Origin of the sequence: Mucilaginibacter sp., from assembly GCF_039925265.1 — a bacterium.
Lineage (GTDB): Bacteria > Bacteroidota > Bacteroidia > Sphingobacteriales > Sphingobacteriaceae > Mucilaginibacter.
This window is the reverse complement of record NZ_JBDSZG010000057.1, coordinates 48,112-70,928: the sequence shown is the minus strand read 5'-3', so window position 1 is coordinate 70,928 and position 22,817 is coordinate 48,112. Positions and strand designations below refer to the sequence as shown.

Annotated in this window: 23 protein-coding genes; 13 read left to right on the top strand and 10 right to left on the bottom strand. The window is 48.0% G+C overall.

Annotation, left to right across the window (positions count from 1 at the left end; translation table 11 throughout):
• The first annotated feature begins 503 nt into the window (after window positions 1–503).
• The 11 genes from ABIX36_RS24755 to ABIX36_RS24705 all read left to right on the top strand — a co-directional run bounded on the left by ABIX36_RS24755 (window position 504) and on the right by ABIX36_RS24705 (window position 12,114).
• Window positions 504–1,043, top strand: coding sequence for a sigma-70 family RNA polymerase sigma factor (locus ABIX36_RS24755; protein WP_348084851.1), 540 nt, complete (start codon window positions 504–506; stop codon window positions 1,041–1,043).
• Window positions 1,024–1,290, top strand: a complete 267-nt coding sequence (locus ABIX36_RS24750; protein WP_348084850.1) for a hypothetical protein — start codon at window positions 1,024–1,026, stop codon at window positions 1,288–1,290. The genes ABIX36_RS24755 and ABIX36_RS24750 overlap by 20 nt, the downstream gene beginning before the upstream one ends.
• 107 nt (window positions 1,291–1,397) lie before the next feature.
• Entirely contained in the window at window positions 1,398–2,090 is a 693-nt protein-coding gene (locus tag ABIX36_RS24745) for an ATP-dependent Clp protease proteolytic subunit (RefSeq protein WP_348084849.1), read from the top strand.
• Between the two features lie 208 nt (window positions 2,091–2,298).
• Window positions 2,299–2,982, top strand: a complete 684-nt coding sequence (locus tag ABIX36_RS24740; RefSeq protein ID WP_348084848.1) for a GDSL-type esterase/lipase family protein — start codon at window positions 2,299–2,301, stop codon at window positions 2,980–2,982.
• Entirely contained in the window at window positions 2,982–4,073 is a 1,092-nt protein-coding gene (locus ABIX36_RS24735; protein ID WP_348084847.1) for a Gfo/Idh/MocA family oxidoreductase, read from the top strand. The genes ABIX36_RS24740 and ABIX36_RS24735 overlap by 1 nt, the downstream gene beginning before the upstream one ends.
• Before the next feature lie 388 nt (window positions 4,074–4,461).
• The gene (locus ABIX36_RS24730; RefSeq protein WP_348084846.1) at window positions 4,462–5,196 is read left to right on the top strand and encodes a glucosamine-6-phosphate deaminase; all 735 of its coding nucleotides are present in this window, start codon (window positions 4,462–4,464) and stop codon (window positions 5,194–5,196) included.
• 3 nt (window positions 5,197–5,199) lie between these two features.
• Entirely contained in the window at window positions 5,200–6,309 is a 1,110-nt protein-coding gene (locus ABIX36_RS24725; RefSeq protein ID WP_348084845.1) for a hypothetical protein, read from the top strand.
• Between the two features lie 22 nt (window positions 6,310–6,331).
• Window positions 6,332–8,047, top strand: coding sequence for a GMC family oxidoreductase (locus ABIX36_RS24720; protein ID WP_348084844.1), 1,716 nt, complete (start codon window positions 6,332–6,334; stop codon window positions 8,045–8,047).
• A 30-nt stretch (window positions 8,048–8,077) separates the two neighbouring features.
• Entirely contained in the window at window positions 8,078–8,812 is a 735-nt protein-coding gene (locus ABIX36_RS24715) for a DUF1080 domain-containing protein (protein ID WP_348084843.1), read from the top strand.
• Window positions 8,813–9,059: 247 nt separating this feature from the next.
• Window positions 9,060–11,720 carry a family 78 glycoside hydrolase catalytic domain gene (locus ABIX36_RS24710; protein WP_348084842.1) on the top strand — a complete coding sequence of 887 codons (2,661 nt, stop codon included), beginning with the start codon at window positions 9,060–9,062 and terminating at the stop codon, window positions 11,718–11,720.
• A gap of 1 nt (window position 11,721) precedes the next feature.
• Window positions 11,722–12,114: a group III truncated hemoglobin gene (locus ABIX36_RS24705; protein ID WP_348084841.1), complete on the top strand. Its 393-nt coding sequence runs from the start codon at window positions 11,722–11,724 to the stop codon at window positions 12,112–12,114.
• Between the two features lie 16 nt (window positions 12,115–12,130).
• Here ABIX36_RS24705 and ABIX36_RS24700 read toward each other — a convergent pair whose 3' ends face one another.
• Both ABIX36_RS24700 and ABIX36_RS24695 read right to left on the bottom strand, forming a co-directional pair.
• Window positions 12,131–12,520: a hypothetical protein gene (locus tag ABIX36_RS24700; protein WP_348084840.1), complete on the bottom strand. Its 390-nt coding sequence runs from the start codon at window positions 12,518–12,520 to the stop codon at window positions 12,131–12,133.
• A 250-nt stretch (window positions 12,521–12,770) separates the two neighbouring features.
• A complete protein-coding gene (locus ABIX36_RS24695; protein ID WP_348084839.1) occupies window positions 12,771–13,565 on the bottom strand; it encodes an SDR family oxidoreductase in 795 nt (264 codons plus the stop codon).
• Window positions 13,566–13,874: 309 nt separating this feature from the next.
• Between ABIX36_RS24695 and ABIX36_RS24690 the strand changes: the two genes are divergently transcribed.
• Complete coding sequence (locus ABIX36_RS24690) at window positions 13,875–14,519, top strand: YceH family protein (protein WP_348084912.1); 645 nt, start codon at window positions 13,875–13,877, stop codon at window positions 14,517–14,519.
• On the opposite strand, the gene ABIX36_RS24685 is transcribed toward ABIX36_RS24690, so the two are convergent.
• The 5 genes from ABIX36_RS24685 to kduI are packed head-to-tail and all read right to left on the bottom strand — an operon-like array spanning window position 14,520 to window position 18,117.
• A complete protein-coding gene (locus ABIX36_RS24685) occupies window positions 14,520–15,074 on the bottom strand; it encodes a pyridoxamine 5'-phosphate oxidase family protein (RefSeq protein ID WP_348084838.1) in 555 nt (184 codons plus the stop codon).
• Window positions 15,067–15,663: a TMEM175 family protein gene (locus ABIX36_RS24680; protein ID WP_348084837.1), complete on the bottom strand. Its 597-nt coding sequence runs from the start codon at window positions 15,661–15,663 to the stop codon at window positions 15,067–15,069. Before ABIX36_RS24680 ends, ABIX36_RS24685 begins: the two co-directional genes overlap by 8 nt.
• The gene (locus ABIX36_RS24675; protein ID WP_348084836.1) at window positions 15,664–16,452 is read right to left on the bottom strand and encodes a hypothetical protein; all 789 of its coding nucleotides are present in this window, start codon (window positions 16,450–16,452) and stop codon (window positions 15,664–15,666) included.
• Complete coding sequence (locus ABIX36_RS24670; protein WP_348084835.1) at window positions 16,452–17,267, bottom strand: SDR family oxidoreductase; 816 nt, start codon at window positions 17,265–17,267, stop codon at window positions 16,452–16,454. The genes ABIX36_RS24675 and ABIX36_RS24670 overlap by 1 nt, the downstream gene beginning before the upstream one ends.
• A gap of 19 nt (window positions 17,268–17,286) precedes the next feature.
• Window positions 17,287–18,117, bottom strand: a complete 831-nt coding sequence (gene kduI, locus ABIX36_RS24665) for a 5-dehydro-4-deoxy-D-glucuronate isomerase (RefSeq protein ID WP_348084834.1) — start codon at window positions 18,115–18,117, stop codon at window positions 17,287–17,289.
• Between the two features lie 98 nt (window positions 18,118–18,215).
• Here kduI and ABIX36_RS24660 point away from each other — a divergent pair, with 98 nt between their 5' ends.
• On the top strand, window positions 18,216–18,839 hold the full coding sequence (locus ABIX36_RS24660) for a YhcH/YjgK/YiaL family protein (protein ID WP_348084833.1): 624 nt from the start codon (window positions 18,216–18,218) through the stop codon (window positions 18,837–18,839).
• 498 nt (window positions 18,840–19,337) lie between these two features.
• Here the strand turns inward: ABIX36_RS24660 and ABIX36_RS24655 are convergent, their stop codons facing one another.
• Genes ABIX36_RS24655 through ABIX36_RS24645 form a run of 3 tightly spaced genes read right to left on the bottom strand, consistent with a single transcriptional unit; the run spans window position 19,338 to window position 22,804 of the window.
• A complete protein-coding gene (locus ABIX36_RS24655) occupies window positions 19,338–20,546 on the bottom strand; it encodes a glycoside hydrolase family 88 protein (RefSeq protein ID WP_348084832.1) in 1,209 nt (402 codons plus the stop codon).
• A gap of 11 nt (window positions 20,547–20,557) precedes the next feature.
• On the bottom strand, window positions 20,558–22,006 hold the full coding sequence (locus ABIX36_RS24650) for an NAD(P)/FAD-dependent oxidoreductase (protein WP_348084831.1): 1,449 nt from the start codon (window positions 22,004–22,006) through the stop codon (window positions 20,558–20,560).
• Between the two features lie 9 nt (window positions 22,007–22,015).
• The gene (locus ABIX36_RS24645; RefSeq protein WP_348084830.1) at window positions 22,016–22,804 is read right to left on the bottom strand and encodes an NIPSNAP family protein; all 789 of its coding nucleotides are present in this window, start codon (window positions 22,802–22,804) and stop codon (window positions 22,016–22,018) included.
• Between the last annotated feature and the right edge of the window lie 13 nt (window positions 22,805–22,817).

The window sequence follows — 22,817 nt, the reverse complement described above, 5'->3', positions numbered from 1 at the left end:
CGAGCGGGGTATTTGAAGTTTATAAATGCATATCTTTAATTATGATTAGCCAGGAAGAAAAAGATACGATATTGAACTCTTATAAATGGATAAAAGTTCCAAAGTTTGTAGACAATGATACTTTATCGTGGGAGGATCGGTACAAGAAGTTGGATGAACACCACATATGGGAAACGTCTTTTTTAATAGAGAAAGTTAGGGAACTGACTTTGCTGCTGTGATCGCCTCTTGAAATCTTTGTGCGGTGCTTTCAGCCCGGGCTATACGCTGCAAATCCTCGCCCTTCCCGCACGCAACCCACCGCACGGCTGTGGGTTTTCCGCTGCTATCCCTACCGCGGATGTCTGAACCGTTGATTTTAATGATTAAATGATTTCGCTGATTTGCTTCGACTTTCAAATTACTACTTACCATTCACCACTCACCACTCACCACTTTCAAAAAAAATCCTCACCTTAGGGTGATAGTTCTCCCAAACGCAGCACATACTATTAAACGCGGATATGATGCCAGTAAACAACACACAAGCCGAAACCGAAAAGCTCATTATGCGGCTTTACAAAAGCGCCTTCCCACCGGTAGCGAGGTATGTAGCCAAAATGGGCGGCTCGTTTGACGATGCCCGCGACGTTTTCCAGGACGCACTGGTGATCTATTACGAAAAAGCCGCCGCCGGGAAACTGGAACTGCAAAAAACGGAAAGCGCCTATTTATTAGGCATTGCCAAACATCTTTGGTTCAAGAAATACAGGGATGGGCTTTATGATGTTTCACTGGACCAATTTGAGGGCCCGGAGTTTGCCGACAAGGCTGATCCCCAACCCTCCGAAGGAAGGCTACTATATTACCTGGAAACCGCAGGCAAAAAGTGCATGGAAATCCTCAGCGCCTTTTATTACGACAAACTGCCCATGAAACAAATTGCAGGTTTATTCGGCTACGCGGGCGAACGCTCCGTAACCGTGCAGAAATACAAATGCCTGGAAAAAGTACGCGAAACCATTAAACAAAACGCATTGCAATATGAGGACTTTATTGACTGAGACCCAGCAAATAGATGAGCACGTGCAAGGCACCGCCGCGCCTGATGAAGCCCTGCTTTTTGAGGCCAAACTACTGCTGGATGCAGAATTGCCCTTAAAAGTACAATGGCATAAGCAAACCCTCGGCCTCGTGCAACAATATGGGCGTAAAAACCTCGTAAGCATCATAGGCGATGTGCATAACCAACTGTTCACCCTGCCGCAGCACCAGAGCTTTCGGCAAAAAATATTGCAATTATTCCGCTAAGCGTTTTTTTAGAAGTCTCTCTTATGGCGAGGACTTTAAAAGTTTTTTAGAACCCTCTCCTTTGGAGAGGGCAGGGTGAGGCTTCTCAAATAACTAATTAAAATTTTATGGAAATGGATACAAATGAGTTCCGCAAATACGCGGTGAGGCACCGCCATGTCAATAGTTTACATGTAGATAGGTTTATCGACAAGGTAAACACCGCTAACATGCCCATGGCCATGACGCCCCATATTATGGAAGAGCGCCAGCTCAACATCTCGCAAATGGACGTGTTCAGTCGCCTGATGATGGACCGTATCATCTTCCTCGGCACTGCGGTGGACGACCATGTAGCCAACATCATCCAGGCGCAATTGCTCTTCCTTCAATCGGCAGATGCCAAACGCGATATCCAGATCTACATCAACTCGCCGGGCGGCTCAGTATACGCAGGCCTGGGCATTTACGATACCATGCAGTTCATCTCGCCCGATGTTGCCACCATCTGTACCGGCATGGCGGCATCTATGGCATCGGTACTGCTTTGTGCCGGTAAGCACGGTAAGCGCGCCGCCCTGCCCCATTCGCGGGTGATGATGCACCAACCCTCCGGTGGTGCGCAAGGTACTGCGGCAGATATCGAGATAGCCGCCATCCAGGTAACCAAAATGAAGAAAGAACTCTACGAGATCATCGCCCAGCACAGCGGCCAGCCCTACGAGACAGTTTACAAAGTATCCGACCGCGACCACTGGATGATAGCCGCCGAAGCACAGGAATTTGGAATGATAGATGAGATATTGGGGCCGAACCGCTGATTTTAATGATTTGGAGATTATGTTGATCGCTCTTTAAATTCCCCTATTCATCATCGTCAGCGAGGAACGAAACAATCTCTACGTTGGACAAGCAGGCGTGCAAAGCCTCAATGCATAGTTTAGAGATTGCTTCGTTCCTCGCAACGACGCAATTTTGTAATTGATTCAGACATTTTATTGTATTTTTAAACCGCCAATATAAACTACAATGAAATATTTCTTCCTATTGCTATTACTGCCCTTTATCGCGCAGGCACAAAAAAAACCGACCAATCAAAACCTGTTCGACACCATCCCATTTATCCCCGAGCATACGCCCCAACGAATTGCAATCTTTCAAAAACAGCCCATTATTAAAGGTGTTACCATCTTTTTGGGTAACAGCATCACCGAGGCCGGCAACTGGGGCAAACTGCTTAACGATACCGCCGTACTCAACCGTGGCATCGGTGGCGATATCACCTATGGCCTATTAAAACGGTTGGACGACATTACCGACCGCGAACCAAAAAAACTCTTCATCCTCATAGGCATTAACGATATCGGCAAAGACATCCCCGATTCGGTGATCGCTTATAACTACTTCAAAATTGTTAAACAAGTGCACGCCAAAAGCCCCGGCACCAAAATATTCGTGCAAAGCATTTTGCCGCTGAACACTTTACACGCCGGCTTCCCGCAGCATTATGATAAAGCGCAGCACATCCCCATTGTAAATGCCATGCTAAAAGCGAAAGCAGCCGCGATGGACTATACCTACATCACCCTTACCCCTCTTTTTGCAGATAAAAATGGCCGCCTAAAGGATGAGTACACCTTCGAGGGCCTTCACCTGCGCCCCGAAGCCTACGTAATTTGGGTGGATTACCTTAAAAAGATGAAATACCTATAATGAACAGGACCAAAGTTGCCATATTGGGTGCCGGTTTTATATCGGACATCCACCTCGAATCGTACCACCGTTTTATCCCCGAGGCCGAAGTTGTTGCCGTTTACGCCCGCAACGCGGACAAAGCCAAGGCCTTTGCCGATAAATTCCACATAGCACAGTGCTATAGCGATGTGGATGAACTGCTGGCCAACACCGATTGCGATGTGGTGGATATCTGTGTCCCCAACTACCTCCACGCCGAATGCTGCATCAAAGCAGCCAAAGCTGGTAAGCATATCATTATAGAAAAACCCTTAGCGGTGACACTGGAGGAAGCCGACGAGATGATTGCTACCTGCAAAGTCAACAATGTAAAGCTGATGTATGCCGAAGAACTCTGCTTCGCGCCGAAATATGAGCGTGCAAGGCATTTGGTAAAGGAAGGTGCCGTTGGCGAGGTGTACATGCTCAAACAATCTGAAAAACACAGTGGCCCACATACCGACTGGTTTTACGATATTAACCTGGCAGGTGGCGGCGTGCTGATGGATATGGGCTGCCATGCCTTAGGCTGGTTCCGATGGATGACTAACCACGCCAAAGTAAAAAGCGTTTATGCTACGATGGATACCGTTTTCCATAAAGGCCGAACCAAGGGCGAGGATAATGCAGTAGTAATAGTAGAATTTGAGAATGGTGTAACCTGCATTGCCGAAAGCAGCTGGGCCAAACACGGCGGCATGGACGATAAATGCGAGATCTACGGCACCGGCGGCGTTATTTATGCCGACCTTTTTATGGGCAATGCAGCCATCACTTACAGCCGCGAAGGTTACGGTTACGCCATGGAAAAGGCCGACACCACAGCGGGCTGGAGCTTTACCGTTTTTGAGGAAGTTTTTAACCAGGGCTACCCGCACGAGTTAAAGCACTTTATAGAATGCGTCCGCGACAACAAAACCCCGCTGGTAACCGGCGACGATGGTCGTGCCGTTATGGAAATGATCTACGCCGCCTATGCATCGGCTGGGCAAGGTAAAAAAATAAACTTGCCCTTCACCGCCAAGGTTAGTAAACCGGTGGATCTATGGTTGGATAATAAAGACAAATAGGACGAACTTCACGAATTAAGAAAGGCAAGGCCTCGTGCGATTCCCCTCTTGAGAGTAATAGCCCATCAAAAGACAGGGTTTATTAAATTTCGTTACGGGTTTATAATAAAGTTTTAAGTTTTATGGTGACACTATTTTGGTGAAAATAATGTTAACCCTGCATTTTTTTATTTTATTGATTATCAGATGATTAAAAACTGAATATCGAAATTGTGTTAAGTTATGTTAACCCTAATCAAGCATGTTTGATAATTAGTAAAATGGGGCAAAATTGAAACAATTCATAGAAGGCTTACAAAATTGAATACGCTGTCTTTTAATGGGCTATTAATCTCGAGAGGGGAACTGAAAAAAGGAAACAAAAGGACTTAAAGATTACATCAGCAAAATGAAAATATCCATATATCCAACCACCGACGATATGTCTAAAGCCGCAGCCGATTTGGTTGCCGCGCAATTGGCCGAAAAACCAAACTCGCTTATTGTATTCCCTTCGGGAGAATCACCTTCGGGGATGCTACGTTACCTAATTCAATACGCCAATGAAGGTAAAGCAGATTTTAGTCAGTGCACCATCATCGGGCTGGACGAGTGGGTAGGTATGGACGAGCGCGATTACGGCAGTTGCAAGCATTACCTGCACACCAACTTCTTCAATCATCTGGACCTGGACCCCGAACGTGTGGTTATGTTTGACGCCAAAGCCGAAGACCTGGAGGCTGAATGCGGAAGGATAAACGATTTCATCAGCAGCCACGGTGGCTTAGATCTCATGATCGTTGGCATCGGTATGAACGGCCATTTGGGCCTGAACGAACCGGGCACACCTTTCGATCTGTATGCCCACTTGTCGGAATTAGCGCCCATTACGGTAGAAGTTGGTCAGAAGTATTTCAAACAGGAAACCGTTTTAACCCGGGGCATCACCCTTGGCCTAAAGCATTTACAAGAAGCAAAAATGGCGGTGCTCATTGCTTCGGGGGAGAAAAAAGCGACTATCATTGCCGAGAGTTTACAGGGACATATCAGTACAGATGTACCGGCTTCTGTGTTGCAAAATATCCGTCATGCCCGCATCCTGCTGGATGAAGGTGCCGCATCTGAATTGGAACACACCTCCTGAACGATGAAGGATAACCTGCTCCTCATTCAGGAATGCCTGCAAGGCGCCCCGGCCATACTCGCTACCAAAAAAGTAGTGGCAGGCTTTGACAGTTTTGTTGATTCGATTGTAAAAGTTGTGAACAACAAAAACGAGGATGGCAGTACGGAGCATTTTCAAACCATCAAACAATTTGGCGATTATATCTCCACGAAAAGTGGCTCTGGTTTTAGTTTGGAGAGCGAAGAGCAACTACTAAAACTTGGCGGCAATATGCCCATTATGGCAAATGCCATGGCGCAGATGGGGACAAAGGTTGATTGTGTGGGTGCCTTCGGGCTCCCCTCCGTACATGCGGCTTTTACGGATATGCACCCCGCTTGTACCCTGCATAGTTTTACCAATCCCGGTTTTACCACCGCCATGGAATTTACCGACGGCAAGATCATGCTCGCCCAAATGACCGACCTTAACCATGCCGATTGGGAGGTTATCAAAGCGGCTATCGGGCTGCAAAAGTTAAAGGAGATCTTTAGCGATGCCGATCTCATCTGCCTCGTTAACTGGAGCGAACTGGACCATTCCAACAATATATGGCAAGGTTTGCTTAATGATGTATTCAGCAGCATCGATACCAACGCCGATTTCTTTTTCGACCTGTCCGACTGCTCTAAGCGTAGCGCAACAGCCATTACTACAGCTATCAGCCTCTTAAAGCAGTTCGGCCGGTATGGTAAAGTAACGTTTAGCCTCAACCGCAACGAGGCGGGGATCTTGTATAAAATATTCGTGGGCCAAAACCTGCCCACAGATTTACAAGCGGTTGGCGATGCGCTATATTCGCAGCTTGGTGCAGCCACGCTCATCATTCATACCTCTAAAATATCGCTGGCCTGGGATGCGGAAGGCACCTATTCCAATCAACCCATATTCATACCCAACCCTACCATCTCCACAGGCGCGGGTGATAATTTCAATGCTGGTTTTTGTATCGGGAAGTTGCTGGGTCTGGATGTCGGCGCATCGCTTATCATGGCCAATTCCTCATCAAATTGTTACATAAAAACCGGCGAAAGTCCAACCCTAAAAGCGTTGGACAATTACATTTCCAAATTAATATCCTCATCTTTATAATACCAATTATAAATGATTTTACATGTCGTTAAATTTAAAGGATGATAACGCCTCGTTAACGTACGATGCAATAGTGATCGGTTCGGGCATCAGCGGGGGCTGGGCAGCTAAGGAACTTTGCGAACAGGGCCTTAAAACCTTAGTGCTGGAGCGCGGCCGCAACGTGGAACACAACAAAGATTACCCAACCGCCACCACTCCCCCATGGGAATTTCGCTACCGTGGCCGCATTAACCGCCAGCAACAGGAAGAGAACCCGCTGATCACCAAGGCAGCCGGCTACGGCGATGACTGCGACCATTTCTTCGTAAAAGATGCTGACCATCCCTACATACAGGAAAAACCTTTCGACTGGATCCGCGGCTACCAGGTTGGCGGCAAATCGTTAACATGGGGCCGCGCCACCCAGCGCTGGAGCGAGTTTGAATTTACCGCGCCCGAGCGTTTTGGCTACGGCATTGGCTGGCCCATTGGTTATAAGGATGTAGCACCTTGGTACTCTCACGTAGAGAAATTCATCGGCATTTGCGGGAATAAGGACGGCCTGGAGGCCATGCCCGATGGTGAGTTTATGAAGCCTTTCGACATGAACGCGCCCCTCACCTACATCAAACAAAAACTAAACGAAAACTATACCGACCGCCACCTGGTGCATGCCCGCTGGGCACACTTAACAGATCCGCAGCAGGTGCATCTGGATCAGGGCCGCGGCAAATGCCAGGCACGGAATATGTGTATGCGCGGATGCCCCTTCGGCGGATATTTCAGTTCGGTAAGCTCCACCCTGCCCTGGGCAAAAAAAACGGGGAATCTTACTATCCGGCCGCATTCGGTAGTACATTCTATTATTTACGACGAGAAGCTGGGCAAGGCCAGCGGGGTTAGGGTTATAGATGCCAATACCAAAGAGGTTATCGAATTCAAAGCCCGCATCATCTTTCTCAACGCCGCCGCCCTCAATAGCAACCTGGTGCTCCTCAATTCCAAATCAAACCGTTTCCCCAGCGGTTTGGGTAATGATAGCGGGTTGCTGGGTAAGTACATAGCCTTTCATAATTACCGGGCATCGGTTACCGCCGATATCGATGGCTTCCTGGATAAATACTATTTCGGGCGTAACCCTACCGACCTGATCCTGGTAAACTTCCGCAACCTGCATAAGCAGGAAACCGATTTTTTTGGCGGCTATACCACTTTTATGAACGCCTACCGCGACCAGCACCCCGACGAAACCAGCGCCGGCCAGGTTGGTGGGCAGTACAAAGATGACCTTTGCGAACCCGGCAACTGGCATGTATTTGCGTACCTGCAGGGCGAAACCGTACCTAAGGAAAGTAACCATGTGCGCCTCAGCGAAGATAAAAAAGACCAGTGGGGCATCCCGTTGCTCGTCACTTCCGTATCTTATGATGATAATGATGAGCGAATGGTAAAAGATTTCCATACCCAAACCAGCGAAATGCTGGAAAAGGCCGGATGTAAAAACATAAAAACTTACAACAATAAGCAGGCTCCGGGGTTAGATATACATGAGATGGGCGGCGTGCGTATGGGTAAGGACCCAAAAACATCGCTGCTGAACCAATGGAACCAATTACACCACTGTAAAAACGTATTTGTAACTGATGGGGCCTGCATGGCCAGCACCGGCAACCAAAGCCCATCTATACTATACATGGCGCTTACCGCGCGGGCGGCAACCTATGCGGTGAGCGAAATGAAGAAAGGAAATTTGTAGCGTTTTTAAAAATCATCAATCCTACCTACTATGAAAAATTTTTTACTTTTAGTGCTCGCCGCTATGATTGTAAGCGGCTGTCATTCTTCAAAAAGCGGTACCGATGTAGCTACCGACAGCTCTGCTTTTAAAGACACCGCCTGGACACCCCTCTTTGATGGTAAAACCACTAAAGGCTGGCATACATACGGTAAAACCGAAGCAGGCAAGGCCTGGAAAGCCCAGGATGGCTTGTTGCATTTAGATGCATCCGCCAAAGGCGACTGGCAGACAAAAAACGGCGGCGACCTGGTGACTGATGCCGAATATGAAAATTTCGAGTTAAGCATCGAATGGAAAATATCCAAAGCAGGTAACAGCGGTATTATATTTTACGTGAACGAGGACCCCAAGAAATACCCGTACAGCTGGCACACCGGCATAGAGACCCAGGTGGCCGATAATAAGGAAAACGAGGACGGGCACATACCAAAACACCATGCCGGCGACCTGTACGACCTGATCTCGATAAATAAAGAAGTGGTAAAACCAGCCGGCGAGTGGAACAAAACCATGGTATTGGTTAACAATGGCGTCCTTAATATTTTTGTGAACGACGAGCAAGTGTTAACCACCAAACTTTGGACCGATAACTGGAAAAAACTGGTTGCCGAAAGCAAGTTTAAAGAATGGCCCGATTTCGGCACATTTAAAAAAGGACATATCGTTTTGCAGGACCACGGCGCAGATGTTTGGTTTAAAGATATAAAGATCAAGGAACTGTAAGCAACATTGTGCCCACACACCCAAAATGTCATATCGAGGGAAGCGCAGCGACGAGATATCTTACACGCCATGTGTTGACGCTATGTATTACCGTTATACATAGTCCGCAGGCACGGTGTCTAAGATTTCTCTTTCGCTCCCGCTCACACCCCGCCCCTGCTCTATCGAAATGACAACGGGTTTATTACATCTCAACACAAAATTTCCCCTTGCCAAGCCCCCCGCTAATTTCGATATTAGCCGGACCATGAGATCATCCTTCCGCCTGTTAAGCCTATTTCTGTTTATTACTGTTAACGCGCACGCTGCCAATGTTAAACCCATTAGTTTGCGTTGCGAATACCTAAGCAACCCGCTTGGTGTGGATGCCATGCACCCCCGCCTTAGCTGGATGCTGGGCGACAGCAGGCAGGGCGCAAAACAAACCGCATATCAAATTTTTGTGGGGACGGATTCCGCAACGGTAAGCAGCGGCAAGGGCGAGAGCTGGGCAACAGCTAAAGTGCTATCATCAAATATATTAGCCACTTATCAGGGCAAGGCATTACAGCCTTTTACCAAATACTTTTGGCAGGTGGTTGTTTGGGATAAGGATGGCGTTAGGTCGGCACCATCAGCCATTAACAGTTTTGAGACCGGGATGATGAAGATGACCAACTGGAAAGGCAGCTGGATAAGTGATGAGAACGGCTTTAACGTAAAACCGGCACCGTACTTCCGTACCACGTTCAGCACCGGTAAAAAGGTGAAGTCGGCCAGGGCGTATATTGCCGTGGCAGGTTTATATGAACTCTATATCAATGGCGAGAAAATTGGCAACCACCGGCTGGACCCCATGTACACCCGGTTCGACAGGCGGACGCTGTACGTTACCTATGATGTAACCAAACAATTGGCTGCGGGCAAAAATGCCATCGGTGTTTTGCTGGGCAACGGCTGGTATAACCACCAAAGCACAGCCGTTTGGGATTTCCACCTGGCATCATGGCGCGCGCGCCCTGCATTCTGCCTCGATCTTAGGATAACTTACGAGGATGGCACCTTTGAAACCATCACCTCCAGCGAACACTGGAAAACGAATTTAAGCCCGATCACCCTCAACAGCATTTATACAGCCGAGCATTACGATGCCCGGCTCGATCAGCAGGGCTGGAACACCATTAATTTTGACGACGCCAAATGGAAACCCGCTTTTGCCCGCCCTACGCCCTCGCAAAACATCGTATCGCAGCAGGTGGTACCTATCCGAGCGGTGGAGGAAGTGCCCACTCAAACCCTTACTAAGTTTGATGATGACAATTACGTTTTCGACATTGGGCGGAACATCTCCGGCGTGAGCAAAATAACCGTAAGCGGCAAAGCTGGCACCGTTATCCGCCTTAAACATGGCGAAAGGCTTTACAAGAACGGGCATGTCGATCTTTCTAACATCGACCTGCACTACCGTCCTACCGATGATAAGGACCCTTTCCAGGTAGATATTTTCACCCTGAGCGGCAACGGCCAGGAAACCTTTATGCCAAAATTCAACTACAAGGGTTTTCAGTACGTAGAAATTAACAGCAGCGAACCCATCACGCTTACCAAAGAGAGCCTTACTGGCTACTTTATGCACAGCGATGTTGCACCTGTGGGTCATGTGAATACCTCTAACCCCATCATCAATAAAATATGGTACGCCACCAACAACTCGTACCTGAGCAACCTGTTCGGCTACCCTACCGATTGCCCGCAGCGCGAGAAGAACGGCTGGACCGGCGATGCCATTATCGCCTCAGAAACGGGCTTATATAACTTCGACGGTATCACCGTTTACGAAAAATGGATGGCCGACCACCGCGACGAACAGCAGCCAAACGGCGTATTGCCATCTATCATTCCAACCGCCGGCTGGGGTTACGAATGGGGCAACGGGCCCGACTGGACCAGCACCGTGGCCATGATCCCCTGGAATGTGTACATGTTCTACGGCGACCAAAAAATACTTTCGGATAATTACGACAACATCCGCCGTTACGTAAACCACATAGACGAGCTATACCCTACCGGCCTATGCAGCTGGGGCCTTGGCGATTGGGTACCTGTGAAATCTGTTTCCCCGGTAGAGCTTACCTCTACCTGTTACTATTATGCCGATGTAACTATCCTCGCCAAAATAGCCAAGCTCTTGGGTAAGACTGACGATTATACTAAATACACAACCCTGCAAGCCAAGATTAAAAAAGCCTTTAACGATAAATACCTGAACGAACAAACCGGCAGCTACAACAAAGGTTTACAAACCGAACTAAGCGTACCACTGTTTATGGGACTGGTACCCGATGCTTATAAAGCCCGCGTAGCGGCTAACCTGGCCAAACGTGTAGAAGCAGATAACTTCCATTTGGATGTAGGGATCCTGGGCGGAAAAGCCATTATGAACGCGTTGAGCGATAATGGCTACGCCGACGTGGCCTATAAAATAGCCTCACAGGAAACGTACCCATCCTGGGGTTGGTGGATGGTGAACGGCGCCACTACGCTGTATGAGAATTGGGCGATTGATGCCAAGCACGATATATCGCTTAACCACATCATGTTCGGTGGTATTGGTGCCTGGCTGTACCGCGGTATCGGCGGCATTGAGCCGGATGAGCAAAACCCCGGCTTTAAAAATATAATACTGAAACCGAACTTTGTTACCGGGTTAAACGAGTTCGAGGCCGCGCATACCGGGCCTTATGGTAAGATCATTTCCTCGTGGAAACGTAACGGCACTGCGGTGGAGTATAACGTAACTATCCCCGCAAATACCACCGCAACCATTACCTTCCCGCAGGGTAAAAAGGTTTATTTGGATGGCAAGCCGTTAAATACGGTGAAGGGCATAGCAATAAATGCCGGCACTTACAGTTTTAGATTGATATAACATGGAAGACAGGCCCCCGATATTAACAATAGATGATGTAAAACTGCTGGTAGACACCTTTTACGAACGGATACAGGCAGACGCACTGCTTGGCCCTGTTTTTAATGAAGTTATACAGGATAACTGGGGCACGCATCTCGAAAAAATGTACCGGTTTTGGCAAACTGTTTTATTGGGCGAGCATACTTACTTTGGTACCCCCTTTCCGCCACATGCTAAGTTACCTGTAGAGCACAAGCACTTTGCCACCTGGATGGCGCTGTTCACAAAAACGGTTGATGAATTATTTGCCGGGGAAAAAGCCGACGAAGCAAAATGGCGTGCAGGCAAAATGGCCGAAATGTTTGAATACAAAATAGCCTGGTTTAAAAAGAACCCGCTTAATATTCAATAAAGCTACCTTCGGTTTTCTACATCGTTTCTATCTCGTTGGGGTGGCGTGGATGCCATATCACATAGTAAAAGGCGAGGCAAAATACTCCCAGCAAAAACGGGATGAGCGCAAGGTGTTTATAGGTGATAACCCCATAAAAGCTAAGCGCGTCAAATTTCAGAAACTCACTGATCATCCAATACGAGTTGGCACTGATCCAAAAAGTGATGGCGAGGTTGTGGCACATTTCAGACACCATGTTTCGTGTACGGTAAACTATGACGATAGAGATAGCCAGCGTGGGGATGATCATCACAATACCCAATGGTTTCCAAAACAAGCACCAGCCAATATCTTTAAATAACCAGAAAACGATATGGAGATTCTCCATTTTGCGGTACTTGATAGGAATGCTGTATTGGTCCATGGTATTGCTAAAATAATATAAATATCTAAATAGCAAAAGCCCCGATTATTGCGGCAGGGAAATCGCTTTTAAACTTTTATCCCCGCTTTTGGCTAAAGCCACGCACATGTATTATGCCGTCCGTCCCCTAAAGGGGACGGCAATAATGCAGAAACAACACTTTTTTTTCTATTTATTGCCGTTCGGCTTTAGCCAACGGTTAAGTTAAGGGCAACGTAATTGGCTTTAGCCGAAAATGGCCAATTCGAGGTCAGCTATGCCAGTTATCTATTTGATAATTGTACATCAGCTGTTTTCCAACCATTGTACTGCTCACTATTTTCCATTCCTTCAGTTCAGGCACAAACTCGGGTAGTAACAAGCCTGCTTTACCCGCCGCTTGTGTATAAAATGCCGATTTTGGCGGGTGATGCGGTGTACAGGCATTAACAGTACAGCCAAAAACATCTTGCTGAATAATAGCCCTGCTGATGCCAATGCTATCATCCAAATGGATGAGGTTTACAGGTGCAAGGCCATTGGGGATCTCCTTTTTCCCGGCGAAGAACCGGCCCGGGTCGCGGCCGGGGCCAATGAGTCCCCCAAAACGGATGATGGTTGTTTTAAACGCGGTTTGCCGATTAAACAGCTCTTCTGCCTCGAAAAGCACCTGCCCGGCGGGTGTGTTGGGTTGGGGCGGTGTTAGTTCGTTTACTTCCTGGTTCAGGTCGGCATATACGCCGGTGGAGCTGATAAGGATAACTTTCTTTACCATTGAAAGTTGAATTGCGTCTATCACCCGCTGTAACTTTGGCACATACTCCACCCCTGCCCCCGAACGGGCTTTTGGGGGAATGGCGATCACCAGTATATCGCAGTCGAAAAAAGCGTGCGTCGGTGGCGTCTCGGCAGATAGATCGATAATAAAAGTAACGATGCCCGCATCTTCCAGCAAGGTTAGTTTATCAGGCGAAGTGGTGGAACCTTTTACGGTTATCCCATCGGCCACCAGCGCCTTTGCCAGCGCCAGCCCGTACCATCCGCAACCTAAAATACTAATTATCATTGTTGACGAAGATAATGAGGCCACCGTTCAGATTTGTCAACTTTTTAAAAGTTGACAAATCTCTCCATTATTGCTATAGAGAGATGGCACAGTGTACGTCGCTTGGTGGCGGTGGGGACACCGCCACGGGGAATGAAAAATCACCGTCCCCCCGCTCCGGTTTCCTCACCCTCCCCCCACTCCGGTGTCCTCACCGGAGCCTTTAGGCCGCCAATGCCACGTTAGCGAAGGCGGCGCCATTATCCCATGAGCCGTTATAATTGCCCAACCACCCACTACAAACTGCAAACTGTTAACTATCTTCGCTGTATGGATACTCCGCAATCTTTACCTGTTTTAAACGATACCGAACTGCGCGTGCTGGGTTCGCTGATGGAAAAAAGCAAAACCACGCCCGATTATTACCCCATGACACTGAACGGCCTCACCGTCGCCTGTAACCAAAAATCATCGCGCAAGCCGGTGGTTGATTACAGCGATAACGAGGTAACAATTGCTTTGGATACCTTAAAACGGAAAGGACTCATCTCTACCGCTACCGGCGGCGGCAGCCGTGCCATTAAGTATAAGCACAACTTTGGTATTGTATTCCCGGTGGTTCCATCGGAGGTTACGGTTATTTGCCTGCTGATATTACGCGGGCCGCTTACACCGGGCGAGATCAACTCCAACTCGGGCCGGATGTATGAGTTCGACGACCTGGACGAGGTGCAAACGATATTAGAGAAACTTGCCGATGGTGATATGCCTTACGTATTGCAATTGCCAAAACGCCCGGGCCAGAAAGAAGTACGCTACCGCCACCTGTTAGGCGGTACCATTCCCGAAGACGATGCACCCGACGAGCCCGTTCGCCGCTCTTCATCCGACCTGGAGGCCCGCCTCAGCAAAGTTGAAACAGAACTGGCGGAATTGAAAGAAGCTTTTGATAAGTTGATGAAAGAGTTAACGTAATTAAAGCTTTCCGAACATGGCGGTTGGCAAGCCATCCATGCTGCGGAGGTTCTTTTCTGCCTGGTATTTTTCCAAACCTTCTTCGCCTTTATTGTCGGCCCATTTAATAGCCTGGTCGCGTTCGCCGGTGTATTCATAGTAGGGTACGCCGAAACCACAGGAGGTTTGCACTTTTTCTACTTCGGCAATAATTATTTGCCGGGAGGAAAGAGGCAGGTGAAACAAAGGTGATAGCTCGTCCCATTTAACAGAGCCGGGTAAAACGGTTTGGCCCTTTCCATACAAACGCAATATATTTGGCGGCCCGTCGAAGGCGCAGAACATGATGGTGATACGCCCATTCTCCAATATATGAGCCGAGGTTTCATTCCCGCTGCCGTTGATATCCATATAGGCCACGCTGGTAGGCGATAACACCCGGAAACTGTCCATCCCCTTGGGCGACAGGTTTACATGCCCTTCTGCATCAAGCGGTGCCGACGCGGTGAAGAAGATCTTTTGTGCTTCTATAAACTCCCGATGCTGGTTATTGATCTCTTCAAAAAATTTAGCCATGATGCAGTTCCTCCTCTTTACCCATTTTGTTTTCGATGCGCCTGTCGGGGATAAACCAGATGCAAGCCACCACAATATAAAGCGCAAAGCCAAGCCAGGATTGGATGAAGGAAACTACAATAGCTATCGCGTAGATAGCCAGGGAGATCCTCCCCTTGGTATCGGCGCCAAAGGCTGTACCCAATAGTGAGTGTTCGCCGTGATGGCGTATCAGCAGTTTAACCAGGATGGCGTAGGCGATGGAATTCATAATAAGCACAATTCCGTAGCAGATCACCGGCCATTTGGCAAAATGGTTCTCGCCCATCCAGCCTGTAACAAAGGGGATCAGAGATAGCCAGAAAAGCAAATGCAGGTTGGCCCACATAATGGCCCCGTTGATTGACTTTGTAGCGTGCAGCATATGGTGGTGATTGTTCCAGTAGATGCCCACGTAAATAAAGCTGAGCGCATAACTTACAAACACAGGTATCAGCGGTTTTAAGCCTTCAATATCGGCATGGTGCGGCACCTTCAATTCCAGCACCATTATGGTGATAATAATTGCGATAACACCGTCACTAAATGCTTCTAAGCGCCCTTTGCCCATTTACTTTTTTGCTTTTTTCAGCAGGTAAGAGGCTATATCCTCTGCTGCTTTATCGTTCTCAAAACCGGCAGGTAACCTGCCATTTACATATTCGTTATACAACCATGGGTCGCCAACGGCCAGTACAAAACCTTTGCCGTATTTGGCTTTGGCGATGATTACCGCGCCTGCACTATTCTTTAGCGCGGCTTTTGCCTTCCTACTGAGGCTGATGGAACAGGCATCCTTCATAAAGATCTTTTTCGCGGTAGCGAAAATAGCGTTGCCCTCCGTATAGATGGCGCCATCCTCAAAATGCTTATCATCTATCACATGGTTTGCAATATCGTTATTAAAATGCATTCCAAAACGTGCGGCCAGTTCGTTAAAATGAGGCAGCTCCACATTGGCGCTATCATTAGCCATTAGCAGCAATACGCCGCCTGCTTTTACCCATTTGGCTATGTCATCAATATGCGCCGCGCTAATATAATTTGGCTGTGGATTTTCCTTCCGGCTATCCGGGTCTACAATAATATAGATCTTGCTGCCCGCTAATTTACTAACCGTCGGTGCAACCTCCAGCGAGTTTAGTACCGCGCCCTGTTTTGTAAAAGCTTCACCAAAAATAGAGAAGCCTGTTTGCGCCTTTTCCTCCCATAAATAATGAAAGCGCTCCGGCTGGCCGGAGGCATTCTTATGGGTTTCGTGGTTAAAATAATGATCGAGCGTAACTACAATCTGTGCCTGGGCTGCCAGGCAACCAAACAAAACTGTTAAAACGATGAGGCTGGCCCGTTTCTTCATCATTATACGCCGCTAAAGATAGAAAAACCACCGTCAACACATATCATGGAACCAGTTACAAACGCCGATGCATCGCTCAGCAGCCAAACCAGCGCGCCTATCAATTCATCGGGATGGCCAAAACGTTTGAAGGGTGTTTTACGGATCACCGATTCGCCCCTTGTGGTGTAACCGCCATCGGGGGTGGTGAGTAAATTACGGTTTTGCTCGGTCAGGAAAAAGCCCGGTGCAAGCGCGTTCATGCGGATAGCATCGCCATAACGGTTAGCCAGCTCTACCGCGAACCATTGCGTGTAGCAATCTACCGCGGCCTTACCCATATTATAGCCCAATACCTTGGTAACCGCGCTTTTTGAGTTCATGGACGAGATGTTAACAATACTTCCCCTGCCTGTTTTAGCAATTTCACGCCCAAAAACCTGTGTCGGGATCAGCGTGCCCCAAAGGTTAAGGTCGGCAACTTTTTTCATGCCATCCATTTTCATGGAAAAAAGGTCCTCATCAGGCTGTAGTACGCCATCAGGCATATTGCCTCCGGCGCCGTTCACCAAACCGTCTACCCGGCCAAATTTGGCCAATAATTTATCTTTAGCAGCTATAAGGGCCGCCTCGTCCATCGCATCGGCAATTAAGGCTATGGCCTGGCCACCGTTTTTGTTAATGGCCTCGGCACGTTCCTCGGCTACCTGCTCATTGCGCCCCAATATGCCTACCGTTCCGCCTGCCGCTACAATGCCGTTTACAAACGAGTTACCTAAAATACCTGTGCCGCCGGTTACAACAATTACTTTTCCGGCTAATGAATACTGATTTTCCAATTTTATAAAGGTTTAATGATTATCTGATGTCTGTTATGGCGAGCGCGTCCATATCGGTGTAGTCGAGGTTCTCTCCTGCCATACCCCATATAAAACTATAGCTGGATGTACCGCTGCCCGAATGAATGCTCCATGGCGGCGAAACCACCGCATCGTAATTTCCCAGCAGGATGTGGCGGGTTTCGTGCCCCTCGCCCATGTAATGAAATACCCGCTGTTCCTCGGGTACGTCGAAATAAAAATAGGCTTCCATGCGCCTGTCATGCACATGCGCAGGCATGGTGTTCCAAACGTTGCCATTGCTTAGTGTGGTTAAACCCATTACCAGCTGGCAACTTTTTATGCCTTCGGCGTGGATGTATTTATTGATGACGCGCACATTAGCCATGGCAGTAGCGCCGGCATTTACCTTAACCACCTCTTCGTTAGTAACCAAGGTGGTTGGGTAACCCGCATGGGCCGGTGCCGATAGTAAATAGAAAACCGCCGGAGACGCCGCATCGTTACTGGAGAACGTAACCGATTTTACCCCTTTACCAATGTAAAGGCAATCGAGTTTTTTTAGCGGGTAGGTTTGGCCATCGGCAACAACTTCGCCATCGCCGGCTACGTTGATGATGCCTATTTCGCGGCGCTCTAAAAAATAATCGGCGCGCAAGTTTGGGTAATTTTCCAGTTCCAGCGCTTCATTAACCGGGTTGGCTACGCCTACTATCATCCTGTCGTAATGGGTGTAGGTGCAGTTGATGGTGCCCGGCTGCGCTATGTTATCCAATAAAAAACGATCGCGTATCTGTTGGGTTTGGTAACTTTTAAAATCTTCGGGATGTACGCTGTGTAAAACTCTCAAGGCAGATTATTTTTTATATTTATGCTTTAGAATAAGCCATTAAAAACACCGTTATTAGCGGTGGACTGAATTATTGACCTGAATTATAAAACTAAACTATGAAACATTTATCAGCATACAAAAGCCTGTATATACTAATCGCGTTTATAATCTACGCTAACGTTTGCGCTGCACAGGGTATGCGCACCGCATGGACAGAAAAGACCGCGAAAGCATGGCTTAAAGAAAAAGTTTGGGCAAACGGTTTAAAACTAAACACGCACGAGCCGCTGAATGTGGTAGAATTTGCCAAACAATACGAAGCCAACAAAGCTAACTGGGATAAGGTGATCGCTTTTTTACGCGACCGTAACCTGGAGCTGATGGCACCGGGCAAATACCCGATCAGTGGTGAAGACGTATTCGCTATTGTTACCGAACCCGCCCCAAAACAACTCGACAGCGCCGGCTTTGAAAGCCACAGGAACTTCATCGACCTGCACTATGTGATAAAAGGCGAAGAGAAAATATACACGCAGGACAAAAAGGATTCTGTAATAGTGAGCAAGCCTTACGATGAAACCAAGGATGTAGAAAACTATGCCGTAAAAGGTACAGCGTACACCGCTACACCTAAATATTTTTTCCTTTTCTTCCCCGGAGAACTGCATGAGCCGGGCATTAAATCGGGCGGTTCAACACCGGTGAAAAAGCTGGTGATCAAAATAAGAGCGGTCAAATAAGGTATTAAAATATCGGACACCGAATGCTGAACGTCGAATAATGAAGTAAAACACCTCGTTATCAGATATTCAACATCAGGGAGATCGCTTTTAAACTTTCACACTGATTTTGGCTAAAGCCATCTACATTTATTATGCTATCCGTCCCCTAAAGAGCTACCTTGTACTTACATCTTTTCTTTGCCCCATCCTTTTTGCAGAACTTTGATGAAAAAATAGATCGTGCGCCTTAGGTGCTACCCCAAATTTGCAGGTTAGCCACCCAAATTGGGTTTGGGTAACCCCTAACGGGGCAATTAAATGGTTTATTTACTGGCTACAAACGGGTAGTCCCCAGCGGGACATAAGAGCTTTTCTCCTGATTAGTACTTTCTTCCCATCCATTGCCGTTAGGCTTCAGCCAACGGTTAAGTTGAACCAAAGGAATTGGCTTCAGCCCCAAATTACCTATCCTGAAATTTTTAAAGTGATTTCCTTGTATTCAGCATCCCGTATTATTTATTTACCCGCAAACCCTTTGTACCTTTCCATTGCCTCCACAAAATAGTAGTCGGCATATGTTAGGGGAACGTCTATTTCTGTACCGGCCGGGAAATGGCCCACGCTATGCTGCAATAGAAAACCGCCATTGGTTTCTGGTTTAGCTTTGTAGGTAGGTGATGAGAGCGTTTTGATAATGGTCTCAGCCGTTTTAAAATAGGTTTGGGCATCCGCCTTATCGGTATAACGGCAAAGTTCCAGCAGCGCCGAGGCCATAATTGCCGCCGCGGAAGCATCGCGCAGGGCATTTGGAATGTTTGTGGCGTTAAAGTCCCAATATGGTATTTTATCTGCAGGGAGATTAGGATTATTCAGCAGGAATTTAGCAATGCTGTTAGCCTGATCCAGGTACTTCTTGTCTTTTGTTTCGCGATACATTACCGTGAAACCATATAAACCCCAGGCCTGCCCCCTTGCCCATGCCGATTCGTTGGCAAAGCCCTGCGCGGTTTTCTTCTCCTGCACGGCACCCGTTTCAGCATTGTAATTGATAACGTGGTACGAACTAAAATCGGGCCTGTAATGGTTTTTGATGGTGGTATTGGCATGCGTAACGGCTATTTTATAAAAGCTGGAATCGCCGGTTTCGCGGGTGGCCCAGAATAGCAGTTCGAGGTTCATCATATTATCGATGATCACCAAAAAATCCGACTTTTTAGAATCCCACGATTTGATGCAGCCCACCGTTGGGTTAAAGCGGGTAGAAAGCGATTTGGCGCTATTGAGCAGAATCTGTTTATACTCTGGTTTGGGTTGCAGCTTGTTGGCAGTACCAAAGCTGCAATACATCATAAAACCAAGATCGTGTGTGTGGGTGTTGAATTGCTCTTTAGCCAAAACGCCCATGATGCGGTCAGCCTCAGTTTTTAAAGCTTCGTCGTGCTTCTGCCCGTACAGTTCCAGCAACGTACCGGGGTAAAAACCGCTGCACCACCAACCCGAGTTGCTGTTTTCCATTTTGCCGGTTTCCGGATGAAAAGTTTTTGGGAACTCTTCCGGCTTAATCTGCTTTGCCAGGTATTTATACTGTGCATCTGCATCCGCCAAATTGGTGTTAATGGTATTCAGTACCGCCTTCTGCGGTTTAAAAGTATTTTTTTGCTGCGCGAATGCCGGGCTAACCAGCAACAGCGACAAAACAACGGGGAAGATCTTGGTAATTTTCATAAACGGTAAACCTATAAACTATCAACAGAAATATTAAAAACATCTTTCAGCGCCTTTTTTGCCGACCAGTACCCGCACATGCCATGCACCCCGCCGCCCGGCGGCGTGGACGCCGAACACAGGTAGATCCCATCGGCAGATGTTTTATAAGGCGAGTACCGCAGGGCGGGCCTCGTAAACAGCTGGCGGATATCGATCACCCCACCATTAATATCCCCACCGATGTAATTGGGGTTGTATTCTTCCATCTGCGCGGTATCCATGGTATGTTTGGCCAGTATGCGCTCCTTAAAGCCTGGCGCGAAACGCTCTATCTGGTTTTCTATAGCGTCCGTCATGTTTTTGGTGGAGCCGTTGGGCACATGGCAGTAGGCCCATGCGGTATGCTTGTCGGCAGGTGCGCGGCTATCGTCATAAAGGCTTTGCTGCGCCAAAAGCAGAAATGGTTTTTCGGGGTGAATGCCGTCCCAGGTTTGCTGTTCAGCCACCCTGATCTCTTCAAAGGTATTGCCAATGTGTACAGTACCGGCTCGCCTGCATTCCCCGGCCATAAATGGAATCGCATCATCCAGCGCCCAGTCTATTTTATAAACGCCCATGCCGTAGCGGTAGCGTTCCAACTGCCATTTGTAAATGGAGGAGAGCTTATGCCCGGCTATCTGCAATAGTTGCTTTGGCGAAATATCAAACAGCACCGCGTGTGCCGATGGCAGTTGCTCTAACGACCTCACATATACATCGGTTTCTATCTTGCCTCCTATGGAAGTAAAATAGGCCGCCAACGCGTTAGCTATACTATGCGAGCCACCCTTCGGGATGGGCCAGCCCTTTAAATGCCCGGCAGCCATCAATACCAGGGCTATTGCCGAGGTAGCGGTATGGGTAAGCGGCTGCATGGAATGTGCCGCCATGCCTGCGATCAATGCCCGGGCTTCGGTGGTTAAAAATGGTTGGGTTAAAAATATTGCCGGCGGTAACGCCTTCAGCCCGAAGCCTGCCATGGTAAAAGGATGCTTGGGAAAATGCAAAGGACCTAATACGTCGCTATCTATCTGCGGCCAGGCTTCCGTAACCGATGACATGAGTTTGTAATAACGGCGTTCATCAGCGCCCAGTAATTGGGCGGTATCGGCAACGCTGCCTTTTAAAACGGCGGCGGTTCCATTATCCAGCGGATGCGCGGCATCTACATCCGGGTAAATATAATTCAGCCCAAATTGAGCCAATGGTAAGTTCTTAAAAAATGGTGAAGCAGCGGCCAATGGATGGATAGCCGAACAGATGTCGTGCTTAAAGCCGGGCAGTGTTAGTTCCGCAGAGCGAAGCCCTCCCCCTATTTCATCTTTGGCTTCGAGCAATAATACCTGCAGCCCTTTTTGCTGCATTAAAATAGCTGCCGCCAGCCCGTTAGGGCCAGAGCCTACCACTACCGCATCGTAATCCCGCTTCTCCAGCTTCATCCGGTAGGTTTAAAAGTCGGAGTATTCGGTAGGGTGTAAAAACACGATCTCGTTTTTAGATACGTTGTTTTTGTATTGATCCTGTGCTATCAGCGCTTTCCACTCGGGGGCTGCACCAAAGGCTTCCCAATGCTTGTCGCGGTCCTTCATATCGGCGTAACAGGTCATGTACATCAGGTTGGGCATGTGGCTGCCGGCAACTACGCTGCCATAAAATACGGCGTTGGAGTTTATCCTGTCGAACAGATCGGTTTCGCCGCTATCAAACATCTTAACTTTGTTGTAGTGGTACTTTTCGGTAGGGCTTTCGTAGCTGCGCAGTTCGTAAACGCGGGCCGCCCGGTCGCCGGTTAGGGTAGGTGCCTTTGGCTCCAGCCGGGTAGAGAATGCCGAAAGCACAATGGTTTCGGTGCGTGTGTAAGGCGGCGTTTTAGAATCGGCGTTGATGTAATCTTTACCCGTTGTTGCCTCATCCCCTGCCTCCGCTATCTTCTTCCCGAAGCCTTCTAATGCCTTCCACGATTTAAAAGGAACAAATACATAAGTACGCCTTGCGGTATCGCTTTCCTGCGTTTTAAACACGCCGATATTTTTGAAACCCATCTTGTGCAGTGTGGGTAGGTAATAATCTTTCAGGTAGGTATCTACCGTTTGTTCCTGCACCTTATCCTTAAAATGGTAAATTTTTATCTGGTAGTAATACCCGCCTGCTGCCGAGGCTGGTTTGGCAAATAAGCCTAAGGCAATAAACAACGTGGCCACACCCAGGCGGCGCAATAATTTGGTTTGGAATAACATGATGAGAATAATT